Genomic DNA, 12,120 nt, shown 5'->3' with positions numbered 1-12,120 from the left:
CATCAGCGCGAAGCGGAATGATTGCGCGAAACCGACGATCATTTTCCAAGCTGCGCGACCACCGCGAACCACAGCGCGAGGACCTCTGCATACGAGGACGGCTCCGATGGCTTCTGACGAACGGCGGTGTGCACCATGACGAGTTTGGAGACGGGATCTACAAGGATTATTTGTCCCCGGATTCCGAGTAGAGCGAACCGGCGCGCCTCGCCGGGAAGAAGCCACACCTGGTATCCGTAGCCAAAATACGGCGTGGCCGTTCCAGGAGCGAGATAAGCGGCGGCCGGCTGCACCGTCGTGGCGTCCAATAGCCACTGCCGTGGTATCACTTGACGTCCCTCCCATGCCCCGTCATGGGCCAAGAGACGGCCGAACCGCGCGTAGTCGCGCAGGACTGCGTTGAAGCAGCAGAATGTGATTTCTTGTCCGGTGCCATCGATGGCCCACAACGCGTCAGACTCTGCGCCAATTGCCTGCCAGATCCTGTCCTGGAGATAGCCCGCGACGGGTCCGCCGGTGACAGCCCGCAACACCAGACCCAGGATTTCTGTCTCGATGCTGGCGTAATGCCACGTGGTGCCGGGGGGAGCTACGCGCGTGTTGAACTGGGCAACGCTGGCGACGGGATCCTTCCCCGAGCCGCCGAACAGATCACGTGAGAGCTGGGCGATGTCGTCATTTCCGTCGTAGATTTCCTTGAAGGTGACGCCTGACGACATATGCAGCAGGTCCCGAATCGAGGTCTTTCCGTATTCCGTCGTCGAGAGGCCGGCGACATAGGCCGCGACGGGATCGTCGATCGACTTAATTTTACCTTCCGAAACAGCGATGCCGATCAGCATCGCCGTGATCGTCTTCGCCATCGACTGTGAAAGGAATCGGTCTTGATCGGTGCGCGCGTACTGATAGTGCTCATAGAGAATTGTGTCGTCCCTTGCGATCAACAGCCCGGTGGTCGGGTTGCGGGCGAGATAGTTCTCGATCGAGAGCCTTTCCGATCGGAAGTGGTAGGAGATCGCGGGCTCCGCCGCCCGCTTGAACGGCCAGGGTGTCGCGGCGCGTCGCACCAGCCGTGATGGAAACATTTCACCGAAATGGCTGTAGGTGCCGACGAGATATCCAGGTTGACTAGCGCTCGCGCGATCACCAACCGGAAACCCTGCGGCGGCGCCGTAGACTTCAGCCTCGGGGCCGGTATCTGAAAATACCGGCCCGAGGGCAGCCTCGCTAGCGACTCTCGCCGCTTCTTGGCCGACTCCGGACGCTCCCACAACAAGTGCAAGCGGTAACGCAAACCAAGATAAGTGACGGTTCATGCTCTTTCTCCCGCGGAAAGTAGCGCGTCGGATGGGTTTCGCTTCGCTGTACCGATCCTACGAAGGCGCGCGTAATACGCCAACAACCCCTTCCCCGGCACATGATTGAGCTTTAGCCGGATGCCATCGGGATCTTCGAACAGGATCGAGGTAATGGCCCGGCGCCCATTGATCTTCGCGCGGCGCGCGGATGATTTTGGCGCCGAGCGTCTGCAGAAAGCTGTGCAGCTCGTCGACGTCGGCGCGCTCGCGGGCACGGAAGCAGAGGTGATGCAGGCGGACGAGCTGCGGTTCGAACGCGGCGTCCTCGTGCTCCGCTGACGGCGCGTTGATGCCGACCGCGGTACGGCCGCCGACGCAGTAATAGGTCGTCTCGGTGTCGATCACCGGTTTCAAGGCCAGGAACGACAGCAGCTTCCGATAGAAATCGCGGGAGCGCTCGTAATTCGAGGCGGTGAGAAAAATATGCGCGATGCCGTTGACTTCCATTGTCGCTCCCCGCGTGGCAATCTCAGGTAGCAATGTCGTTGCCATCCAAGCATACAAGGAACGAGCGGGACAGAGGCAGCGTTATGATTGGTCCGGCATTACGTTACAGCGCTGCGCTTCCGGCCTACGCCGCCTGCCTTGTGCTGGCGTCCGTCGGCCGAGCCTACGGCGCGGATTGCGTATTCGAGCGGCAAGGCGAAGTCCGTGTCGCCGCCGTAACCGACGCGCGCAGCTTTCGCCTCGAGGACGGCCGCGAGATCCGCCTTGCCGGCATCGAGCGTGCTGGAACCGATAGGGCCGGGGGCAGAGCCGCATTGTCCGCCATTGTCGTTGGCCGCGACGTGACGCTGCATGGCGAGGACGACACGCCGGATCGTTATGGCCGGCAGCCGGCCATTGTGTTCGTGACCGGCTCGGAACAATCGGTCCAAAGCGAGCTGCTGCGCCGCGGCGAGGCGCTGGTTTCGAGCGATATAGCTGATAAAAATTGCGCTGCAGCGCTGGCCGCGGCCGAGGCGACCGCGCGGGATGCCAAATTGGGCATCTGGGCTGAACCCACGGCCATAAAAAACACGGAAAGTCCGGGCGATATTCTGGCCGCGATTGGGCAGTTTACGGTGGTCGAGGGCAGAGTACTGTCCGTTCGACAGGCGGGGGCAGTCACCTACTTGAATTTCGGGCGGAACTGGACACGGGACTTTGCTGCGACTATTTCAAGGCGCATCATACCGGTGTTCGAGAGCGCCGGCCTTGGACCTAAGTCGCTCGAAAATCGACGGATTCGTGTCCGCGGGGTTGTCTCGTCGCGGGGAGGACCACGGATCGAACTGCTTCGGGTGGGGCAGATTGAGGTGCTGGGCGGGAAATAGCGCTTGATCCGAAAACTGGGCACCGGTTTTCGTTTGGATCACGCGCAGAAAAGGGATGGGATCACTGATTCCGGTCGGATCGTGATCTGAGTGGCTGATTTGACGCATCGTGCAGAACGGCGCGAAGGAAATACGGGCTGCCGCCTTCTGGCTGCGCCGGCCCTGTTGTGCGCTGCGCTGACGCTTTCTTCCTGTGGGAATCTTGGAAAGATCGAGACCGCTGCGCCGACGGTTGCCGCGCCCAAGCCGAGCCGCACCGTCGCCCAGACGCCGGCGAGCGAGCGCGAGCACGAGCGCATTCTCGCCTCCTATGGCGGCGCCTATGACGATCCGAAACTCGCGACCCTGATCGGCAAGACCGTCGACCGGCTGGTGGCGGCGTCGGACCGTCCGGACCAGGCCTACCGGGTCACCATCCTCAATTCCGGCGCGGTCAACGCCTTCGCGCTGCCGACCGGCCAGCTCTATGTAACGCGCGGGCTGGTGGCGCTCGCCAGCGACACCTCGGAACTGTCCTCGGTGCTGAGCCACGAAATGGCGCATGTCATCGCAAAGCATGCCTCGATCCGTGAGGACCAGGCGCGGCAGGCGGCGGTAGTGACGCGCGTCGTCACTGACATGAGCAACGATCCCGACCTGACGGCGCTGGCGCTGGCAAAAACCAAGCTGACGATGGCGAGCTTCTCGCGGCAGCAGGAATTCGAGGCCGACGGCATCGGCGTCGGCATTTCGGCCCGCGCCCATTTCGATCCCTACGGCGCGGCGCGCTTCCTCGCCGCGATGGAACGCAATGCGGCGCTGAAGGCCGGCAAGACCTCGCTCGATCCGCGCGCGCAGGATTTCCTTTCCTCGCACCCGGCGACGCCTGAGCGCGTGCAGAACGCGCAGGCCAGCGCGCGGCAATATACCTCGCCGCAGAGCGGCGAGCGCGACCGCGAGACCTATCTCGCCGCGATCGACAACATCGTCTATGGCGAAGATCCCAGCGAAGGTTTTGTGCGCGGCCGGCGTTTCCTGCATCCCAAGCTCGGCTTCACCTTTGCCGCACCCGAGACGTTTACGCTCGACAACACCGCGCAGGCCGTGATCGGCGTGCGCGAGGGCGGCACGCAGGCGATGCGCTTCGATGTGGTGCGCGTGCCGGCCGAACAGTCGCTGGCCGACTACCTCAATTCCGGCTGGATGGAAGGCGTCGACAAGGGCTCGACCGAAGACCTCATGATCAATGGTTTTCCGGTGGCTTCGGCTTCCGCGAACGGCGATCAGTGGCAGTTCAAGGTCTATGCGCTGCGCTACGGCAGCGACGTCTACCGCTTTATCTTCGCCGCCAAGCAGCGCAACACCGAAAGCGAGCGCAATGCGCGCGAGACCGTCAACTCGTTCCGCCGCCTGACGCTGGAAGAAATCCAGGCCGCGCGTCCCCTGCGTATCAAGGTCATCACGGTGCAGCCCGGCGACACCGTGGAATCGCTCTCCCATCGCATGTCCGGCCTCGACCGCCCCACCGAGCGCTTCCGTATCCTCAACGGCCTCGACCAGCACGCCCAGATCAAGCCAAGGGATCGCGTGAAGATCGTGGTGGATTGAGGCCGACCCCGGCGAACGTAGCCCGGATGGAGCGCAGCGCATTCCGGGATTACCTCGACCTCCTTCCGGCATGGCCCCGGATGACGCTTTCGCTCCATCCGGGCTACGGTTCCGCCTTCCTTCTCCCCCTGTGGGAGAAGGAGGCGAAGTTCGCACCTACTCCGGAATCACACGCGCGCGCCAGCGCGACTCGAAACTATTGTCATCGTCGAGCATCCGCGCCTGCGCATCCATCGGCTCGCTGCGCTTCTCCGTGGCGAGACTGACGGGCGCCGCCTCTGCCGGCGCTGCGGCAGGCCACTTCAGCAATGATTTCGAAATCATGGCCGTGCCGGCGTACCAGCATTTGCGCCCGTCGATCAGGCGCCAGGACCAATGCCCTTTCTGACTTGAGGGCACAGCCGCACTGCATTCCCTGACCTGCGCGGCCGGCGCGCTGACCGGAAGCAGCGCGGCCATGACAACGGCGAACAAGACTGTCTGAACCTGCCCTTTCATCGAATCCCCCTTGCGGTAGATCTGGATGCAGTCGGGAGGTTCTCCCCCGATTCTGGTCACAAAAAGTCGAAAATTGGGCCACTTTCCGCGTAAGTGACTGCAAATACTGTCCAATCTTCGGGTGAGCTTGCCTCTCTCGTCAACCGGCGACGTCCCTTCTCCCCTTGTGGGAGAAGGGACGAAGGACGCGAAGGAATTTCCTCACCTCAAAACAAAAAGCCCGGTCTTTCGACCGGGCTTTTCGTTTCAATGCTCGGGATTCTTTCAGGCGGCCTCGTCCGCCACGGCTGCGTCGTCGCCGTCAGCGTCGACATCGGCCTCGTCGGCTTCGGCGTCAGCTTCCGTCGCTTCAGCCTTGGCGCCGCGGCGCGGGCTCTTGGCGAGCTGGCCTTCGATTTCCTTGACCGCTTCGGTCTCAGTCGAATGCTGCACGACGGCGATTTCGCGCGACAGACGGTCGAGCGCGGCTTCATAGAGCTGACGTTCGCTGTAGGACTGTTCGGGCTGCGATTCCGAACGGTAGAGATCACGGACCACTTCGGCAATCGCGACGATGTCGCCCGAATTGATCTTCGCTTCATACTCCTGCGCCCGGCGCGACCACATCGTGCGTTTTACGCGCGCACGGCCTTTGAGGGTTTCGAGGGCCTTCTTGACCAACGCCGGCTCGGACAGCTTGCGCATGCCCACATTGGCGACCTTGGCGGTCGGCACGCGGAGCGTCATCTTGTCCTTCATGAAATTGATCACGAACAGCTCGAGCTTGGCGCCCGCGATCTCCTGCTCCTCGATCGCCAGGATCTGGCCGACGCCGTGAGCGGGATAGACCACGAATTCGTTGGCCTTGAAGCCCTGACGCTGGGTCACGACCTTCTTCGGCTCCTCGACGCGCGGCGCGGCAGCGACCGGCTTGGCCGGAGCCTTCGGCGCCGCGGCTTTCGCAGGCGCAGCCTTCACAGGGGTTTTGACGGGAGCCTTGGCAGCAAGTTTCGGGGCACTGGTCTTCGAACCCGTCGCTTTCGCGGCGGTCTTGGCAGTCTTTTCTGGCATTGCGCTTCTTTTGTTCTTTGAGGACTTTGTGGCCGAAACCTTCCTGGCTTCCTTTACGGGCGCCTTGGCACGGCCTTTGGTTGCGCTGCGGCTGGCCGGAGCGGCTTTTTTCGTCGTCTTGGAAGCACTCTTTTTACGCGTTTTCTGTGACACAGCCTGCGCGCGGAACTGCCACGCCCCTGTTCGATGTTTTTACAGAAACCCACCGGGGCCACAGGATACGCATGGCCGGGATCGGCTTGTAATGTGCTCAATATAGCACATTTTCCGCAAAAATCAATGATTTACGCCGGGTTCCGGGCCCTTACGGGGCGGTTTCCGGCATAAGTCCGCTAACAGGGTTAAATCCGACAAGCGCGTTCGGTTCAGATTGGGGCCAAAATCAGGCTCACAGCCCTCAATTTATCCACAGGCTTAATCGCCGCTACCGGGCTCCTTGGAAAAATATTTCTCGAACTTGCCCTCGACACCTTCGAATTCTTTCGCGTCCGGCGGGGCATCCTTCTTCTGGGTGATGTTGGGCCAACTCTTGGCGTATTCGGTGTTGACCTCGAGCCACTTCTCCAGGCCGGGCTCGGTGTCGGGCTTGATGGCATCCGCAGGACACTCGGGTTCGCAGACGCCACAGTCGATGCATTCGTCGGGATGGATGACCAGCATGTTCTCGCCCTCGTAGAAGCAGTCTACGGGGCAGACCTCAACGCAGTCGGTATACTTGCACTTGATGCAGGCTTCAGTGACGACGTAAGTCATCCAACGCTCCGAAACGGATCAGTTTTCCGGGGTTTGCGTAGCGCATGCGGTGCGCTGCTGCAAGGGAAGCAGCGGGCCCTTAGCGGCCGTTTTTCAGGCGTCCCTGCGTGCCCTGCGCAGATAGTTATTGTTTGCCAATCTGCAAATCGTCGTAGAGCACGCGCGCGGCCGCAGCATCCCCGCGCCGCTCGGAAAAACCCACGACTTTGAGGATGCGTACGGTGCGATCGAGCCCGATCGTCAAGACGTCGCCGACCTTCACCGAATGTCCCGGCGCCATTTCGCGCACGCCGTTGATGCGGACATGACCGGCCTCGACGAGGGCGGCAGCCGAGGTGCGGGCCTTCACCACCCGCGCATGCCACAGCCATTTGTCGAGACGCTGCCGCTCCAAATATTTGCTCGACTATTCCTTGCGGTTGCCGGCGAGCTGTTCCTTCAGCGCCGCCAGTTTTGCGAACGGCGAATTCGGATCGATCGGCCGGTCACGGTCGCGTGGGTTCGCACTGGTCGCCCATTGACGATGGGAGGGGCCGCTATCGCGCTTGTCGCGGCCGCCCTTGTCGCGTCCGCCGAAATCGCGGCCGCCGCGCTCGCCCTTGTCGCGGCCACCCTTGCGCTCGCCCTTGTTGCGATCGAATTTGTCGCGGCGCTCCTCACGGTCACGGCCCTTGCCCTCGAAACGCTCGCGCGGCGGGCGATCCTGACGCGCCTCTGCCGCGGGCGCGCCTTCGGCAGCCGGCGTAGCCGTAGCATCGGCCGGCGCGCCCTCGCGGGGTTTTCTGAACTCGCCATGGCGACGGCCGCGGCGATGGCGCTGCTCGCGCGGCGCACCCTCACCGCCGTCGCCGCTTGCTGCCGGCGCGCCTTCGCCCGCGCGGTGATGGCGCTGCCGGTGGCGGTCATGATGCGGGCGGCGCTCATCGGAACGGCCGCCGGGCCGCCACACTTCGACGAGCACAGGCTCCGCCGGCGTCTCGGATTTCGTCTCTGGTGCAGCGGCTTCGACGGGAGCGGTTTCGGCGGCAGCGGGTTCACTGGGAGCTTCGCTCGCGGTTGCGGGCTCGGCCGCCACTTCCGCGGCGCTGATCGCTTCCGCCGGTTCCTGTTCCGGTGGCGCGTCCAGAATCGCGGCTTCCGCGGGCGTGGTCTCGGCGGGCGCAGGCTCAGCCGCAGGTTCTTCCGCGGCGAACGGCGTGACGTCCGGCAGCAGCGAGGCGGACGAAGCAGCCTCGTTCGTCGAGGGCAGTTCGGCCGCGACTTCTTCCACCGGCGTCTCGGCGGTCGCCTCGGCGCTTGCCTCCACCGGCGGTGTTTCGGCGTTGACGGTCTCGACCACGGCCTCGGGCGCGGGCTTCGGCGGCAATGGCGGGCGACGGTCCATGCGGTAGCCGAGCGCGCGCAGGATCGACGCAAAATCTTCACCGGCGGATCCCGTCAGCGAGGTCATCGCCTGCGTCACCACAAAGCCGCGGCCATCGAACGCGCCGGCCGGCTTCTCGCCCGGCGACGTCTCGCGCCACGCCAATGCGGGCCGAATGAGATCGGCGAGCCGCTCCAGGATGTCGACGCGCACCGCGCGCTCGCCGCACTGGCGGTAGCCGAGCACGCGATAGGCATCGCGCGGCAGTGCCTTGTCGACCGGGAAAGAGGTGCGCCCCGAACTCGCCAGATGCTGCGCGCCCGAGAGCGCGGACATGTCGACATTGTCTTGCTTCTCGGCCCACAGCAGCGAGGCCAGCGCCCTCGCCGCAGGCTTCAAAAGCCCGGGGAAATAGATGTGATAGGCGCCGAAGCGGACGCCGTATTTACGCAGCGTCGCGCGCGAAGCCTGGTCGAGATCCTTCATCTCGCTCGCGATCTTGCTACGCTCCAGCACGCCGAGCGCTTCGACGAGCTGGAACGCAATGCCGCGCGCAATGCCGGTGATGTCCTCGGCCTTGGAGAGCCCGAACAGCGGGCCCAGCAGCTTTTCGATATGCGTCTTCAGCCACAGATCGAGCCGCGCCTGCACGGCTTCGCGCGGCGCACCTGAAAGGCGCTCGTCGGAAATGATGCGGATGCGCGGATGCAGCGCATCGTCGGCCGCGACCAGCTTTGCCACGGCATCGCCGGTCCAGCGGATGGTGCCGTCGGAGGTCAGCACGAACTGGTCGTCGGGGGCTGCGGAAAGTTTTGCGGCGCGCGCATCGATTTCGCTTGCCAGCACCTGCTGCGCGGCGGCCTGCAGGGCTTTCGCGTCCGAGCCGGCTTCCGCCGCATCGGGCGCAAAGGTAAATCCATCGAGGCGGCCGATCGCGTGCCCCTCAACAATCACTTCGCCGGTCTTGCCAATTTCCGTATTCAAAACTGAGTTCTCCCGCAGGCGGCGCATCAATACACTGGTCCGCCGGTCAACGAAACGCTCCGTAAGCCGTTCATGCAGCGCATCGGATAATTTATTTTCCACCTCCCGGGTGATCCCCTGCCAGTGGTCGGGGTCGGACAGCCAGTCCGGCCGGTTGGCGACGAAGGTCCAGGTGCGGATCTGCGCGATCCGGCCCGACAGCGTGTCGATATCGCCGGTAACGCGGTCGGCCTGGTCGACCTGGGCGGCGAACCATGCATCGGGTATCCGACCTTTTTGCATCAGGAACGCATAAAGCGTGGTCACGAGCTCGGCGTGGGCGGCCGGCGCGATCTTGCGGTAATCCGGGATCTGGCAGGCGTCCCACAGCCGTTCCACCGCGGCCTTGCCGTGGGCCATGTCCCTCACCTCGCCGTCGCGCGCCGCATGATCGAGCACGCGCAAATCTTCGGCAATCGGCGCGCGGGTCAGCGCGTCATGCCCCGGCGGCAGCGCCAGCGACACCTGCAGCGCGCCGAGCGAGGAGAAATCCAGCTTCGAATTCCGCCACTGCAGCATCTTGACGCTATCGAACGTATGGTTCTGCAGCGCGTTCACCAGTTCCGGCTCGAAAGGTGCACAGCGGCCCGTGGTACCGAAGGTGCCGTTGCGGGTGGCGCGCCCGGCGCGGCCCGCGATCTGTGCGAACTCGGCCGGATTGAGCCTGCGGAACTGATAGCCGTCGTACTTGCGGTCGGAAGCGAAAGCGACGTGGTCGACGTCGAGGTTCAACCCCATGCCCACAGCATCGGTCGCGACGAGATAATCGACGTCGCCGTTCTGGAACATCGCGACTTGCGCGTTTCTCGTGCGTGGTGAGAGCGAGCCGAGCACGACGGCCGCACCGCCATGTTGCCGGCGGATCAGTTCGGCAATCGCATAGACTTCATCGGCCGAGAAAGCGACGATCGCGGTGCGGCGCGGCTGGCGCGTGATCTTGCGGTCGCCGGCGAATTCGAGCTGCGAGAGTCTCGGACGTGTGACAATGGAAGCACCCGGCAGCAGCCGCTCGATGATCGGCCGCATGGTGGCGGCGCCGAGCAGCAGCGTCTCGTCACGGCCGCGGCGGTGCAGGATGCGGTCGGTGAAGACATGCCCGCGCTCGAGATCGGCGGCGATCTGGATTTCGTCGACGGCCAGAAACGACACGTCGAGATCCCGGGGCATCGCTTCGACGGTGGAGACCCAGTAGCGCGGGTTCTTCGGCTTGATCTTCTCCTCGCCGGTGACGAGCGCGACCGCTTCGCTCCCCGCCCGATCCGCGATCTTGTTGTAGACCTCGCGCGCCAGCAGCCGCAGCGGCAGGCCGATCACGCCCGACGAATGCCCCAGCATCCGCTCGATCGCGAGATGCGTCTTGCCGGTATTGGTCGGCCCGAGGACAGCGGTAACGCCCGCGCCGGGCGCGCGATCATTCGCGAACGTGGAAGGAGAGAAAGCCATTCTGTGCAGGTGTTTCTTTAAAATTCCGGCGCTTCCATCGTCATTGCGAGGAGCAACGCGACGACGCAATCCATTCTTTCTTTGCGGCCCGATGGATTGCTTCGCTTCGCTCGCAATGACGGAAACTGTTTCACTTTGCGACGGTGATGCTGTCGCGGCTTAAGCTCTGGAACGAGTCTGGAACGAATCGCGTCCGAATCGCTGACTCCTACCGAGACCCGATACGTTCACCGCAACATCTCGCGCTGAAGCGCTCGGGGTGGCACTAGATCAAGTTTACAGCGGCTCCACAAGCGACGGTTTTGGGACTGATTTCTTAAAAAGATCGAGGCAGCGGAGTCGAATCAGAAGTGGGGAAGAGTCAAGGTGGATTCAGCTTCCCCGTCGTCCCTGCGACGCAGGGACCCATACGCCGCGGCCGTACAATTACGGGCGATGGGAATTACGAGCGCCCGCAACAATGATCGCCTGTGGTTATGGGTCCCTGCGTTCGCAGGGACGACGGCAAACTATGAGCTCAATTCGTCTTCGCCACCCGTGGCGGCATCGCTGACGTCACGAAAGACGTCGCTTCCAGCATCGCCAGGCCAAACGGCGTCGGGATCGTCATGCGGAAGGGAACCAGGACGCGCGTGCCGGCGATCGGCACAAACGTGATTTCGATCCGCCGTTCGCCGGCGAGATATTTGATGACGGGGCGATCGGGAATGTAGCCGGCAACCGGCGTAAAGTAGATCGCGCAGACCAGCGCCGGCCCGTGATAGCCCTTTTCGGCCTTCACCGTTTCCATGCGCTTGTAGTCGAGCTTGAGGTCGTAGCGCAGGCGTCCGTCAAAGATCCCCGCGCCGGTGCGGCAGGAATCCGGCGCCAGCACCTCGCCATTACCAGGCACGCGCAGCATCGAGCCGGTCATGGGATCGAGCACGTTTTTCCGGTGCGCCTCGGTAACGACGATACGGTCCGGATCGACCGGCGGCGTCGGGTCGATCGAAAAGTCCTTCACGTTGCCGCCTGCCAGCACGAGGCGGATGGTTTCGGATTTCTTCTGCGTGGTGGTGGTCGCGGTATAGGCGTTCGCGACCAGCGCGCCGTTCACGATGCGGCCTTGGCTGGCGCCGGAACCGGTGCCGCCGGAAAACGCCTTGAGCAGCCCGGCCGTGCCGCCTTGCGCGGAGGCCGAAAACGCATCATCGCCGATTTCGATGGTCCAGCTTCCCTTGCCGACGGGGATGCCCGCCAGCGTCGCCTCATAATGCGCATCCAGCCGCCCTTGCGCGGCAGCCGGCTGTGGCGCGAGCGATGCAAACGCGGCGGCACACAGGCCGACGACGAGGCCGAGGCTTGCGGAGAGGGGTTGGCGCGAAACGGCGCATCTGGCGGTCACGAATGAAAAATCCCGGGAACGGCGCGAGCTGATGTTCATTTAGGCAGAAATATCCGGCAAACAACGCGTGTTTTTCGCGAAACCACGCCTTTTGATGGACCTTTCATCGCCGCCCGCCGCTCGCGGGAGGGCCAAGGTCGTTTTGTGCTAAACCCATGATGTCGGCGCGGATTGCGCCCTTTATATGATGGCTTAAGTGGCTGGAACCCCTTACAAACCCGCTAATTCAGCGGTCGCGGCCAGCGCAAGAACCTTGACCGCGTGGCCGTCTCCCCCTATACGTCCGCGGTTCCTGGAAATGGACGCGATTTTGGACCCCCGCGGCGCCCGCGAGAAGCGGCTTGG

At 63.5% G+C, this 12,120-nt stretch carries 10 protein-coding genes; 2 read left to right on the top strand and 8 right to left on the bottom strand.

Translation table 11 applies throughout. The annotated features are described in order from the left end of the window. Positions 1-38: 38 nt before the first annotated feature. Positions 39-1,316 (bottom strand): serine hydrolase domain-containing protein, encoded by a 1,278-nt coding sequence (locus HCN58_RS09475; RefSeq protein WP_171579086.1) that lies wholly within the window; start codon positions 1,314-1,316, stop codon positions 39-41. A gap of 57 nt (positions 1,317-1,373) precedes the next feature. Continuing rightward, on the bottom strand, positions 1,374-1,805 hold the full coding sequence (locus tag HCN58_RS09470; RefSeq protein ID WP_210265925.1) for a VOC family protein: 432 nt from the start codon (positions 1,803-1,805) through the stop codon (positions 1,374-1,376). 83 nt (positions 1,806-1,888) lie between these two features. On the opposite strand from HCN58_RS09470, the gene HCN58_RS09465 reads away from it, so the two are divergent. Together HCN58_RS09465 and HCN58_RS09460 are read left to right on the top strand one after the other, a co-directional pair. After that, complete coding sequence (locus HCN58_RS09465; protein ID WP_171579085.1) at positions 1,889-2,674, top strand: thermonuclease family protein; 786 nt, start codon at positions 1,889-1,891, stop codon at positions 2,672-2,674. A 99-nt stretch (positions 2,675-2,773) separates the two neighbouring features. Further along, a complete protein-coding gene (locus HCN58_RS09460) occupies positions 2,774-4,261 on the top strand; it encodes a M48 family metalloprotease (protein WP_171579534.1) in 1,488 nt (495 codons plus the stop codon). Positions 4,262-4,417: 156 nt separating this feature from the next. On the opposite strand, the gene HCN58_RS35650 is transcribed toward HCN58_RS09460, so the two are convergent. The 6 genes from HCN58_RS35650 to HCN58_RS09430 all read right to left on the bottom strand — a co-directional run bounded on the left by HCN58_RS35650 (position 4,418) and on the right by HCN58_RS09430 (position 11,814). Then, positions 4,418-4,759 carry a hypothetical protein gene (locus HCN58_RS35650; RefSeq protein WP_235983511.1) on the bottom strand — a complete coding sequence of 114 codons (342 nt, stop codon included), beginning with the start codon at positions 4,757-4,759 and terminating at the stop codon, positions 4,418-4,420. Between the two features lie 264 nt (positions 4,760-5,023). Next, complete coding sequence (locus HCN58_RS09450; RefSeq protein WP_210265924.1) at positions 5,024-5,809, bottom strand: CarD family transcriptional regulator; 786 nt, start codon at positions 5,807-5,809, stop codon at positions 5,024-5,026. Positions 5,810-6,223: 414 nt separating this feature from the next. Next, complete coding sequence (gene fdxA, locus HCN58_RS09445) at positions 6,224-6,562, bottom strand: ferredoxin FdxA (protein WP_057842040.1); 339 nt, start codon at positions 6,560-6,562, stop codon at positions 6,224-6,226. 124 nt (positions 6,563-6,686) lie between these two features. Continuing rightward, positions 6,687-6,956: an RNA-binding S4 domain-containing protein gene (locus tag HCN58_RS09440; protein WP_171579083.1), complete on the bottom strand. Its 270-nt coding sequence runs from the start codon at positions 6,954-6,956 to the stop codon at positions 6,687-6,689. Between the two features lie 12 nt (positions 6,957-6,968). Continuing rightward, positions 6,969-10,391 carry a helicase-related protein gene (locus tag HCN58_RS09435; RefSeq protein WP_171579082.1) on the bottom strand — a complete coding sequence of 1,141 codons (3,423 nt, stop codon included), beginning with the start codon at positions 10,389-10,391 and terminating at the stop codon, positions 6,969-6,971. A 517-nt stretch (positions 10,392-10,908) separates the two neighbouring features. Further along, positions 10,909-11,814, bottom strand: coding sequence for a DUF3108 domain-containing protein (locus tag HCN58_RS09430; RefSeq protein ID WP_171579081.1), 906 nt, complete (start codon positions 11,812-11,814; stop codon positions 10,909-10,911). Between the last annotated feature and the right edge of the window lie 306 nt (positions 11,815-12,120).

Source organism: Bradyrhizobium australiense (genome assembly GCF_013114825.1).
In the GTDB taxonomy this organism is placed as follows: Bacteria; Pseudomonadota; Alphaproteobacteria; order Rhizobiales; family Xanthobacteraceae; genus Bradyrhizobium; species Bradyrhizobium australiense.
Note: the sequence above shows the minus strand (reverse complement) of the source record. Positions and strands in the feature narration are given on the sequence as shown.

Excerpts from the sequence above, each read along its gene's own strand:
- HCN58_RS09430 (WP_171579081.1), bottom strand. The coding sequence starts at position 11,814 with ATGAACATCAGCTCGCGCCGTTCCCGGGATTTTTCATTCGTGACCGCC.
- fdxA (WP_057842040.1), bottom strand. The coding sequence starts at position 6,562 with ATGACTTACGTCGTCACTGAAGCCTGCATCAAGTGCAAGTATACCGAC.
- HCN58_RS09435 (WP_171579082.1), bottom strand. The coding sequence starts at position 10,391 with ATGGCTTTCTCTCCTTCCACGTTCGCGAATGATCGCGCGCCCGGCGCG.
- HCN58_RS09465 (WP_171579085.1), top strand. The coding sequence starts at position 1,889 with ATGATTGGTCCGGCATTACGTTACAGCGCTGCGCTTCCGGCCTACGCC.
- HCN58_RS09475 (WP_171579086.1), bottom strand. The coding sequence starts at position 1,316 with ATGAACCGTCACTTATCTTGGTTTGCGTTACCGCTTGCACTTGTTGTG.
- HCN58_RS09470 (WP_210265925.1), bottom strand. The coding sequence starts at position 1,805 with ATGGAAGTCAACGGCATCGCGCATATTTTTCTCACCGCCTCGAATTAC.
- HCN58_RS35650 (WP_235983511.1), bottom strand. The coding sequence starts at position 4,759 with ATGAAAGGGCAGGTTCAGACAGTCTTGTTCGCCGTTGTCATGGCCGCG.
- HCN58_RS09450 (WP_210265924.1), bottom strand. The coding sequence starts at position 5,809 with ATGCCAGAAAAGACTGCCAAGACCGCCGCGAAAGCGACGGGTTCGAAG.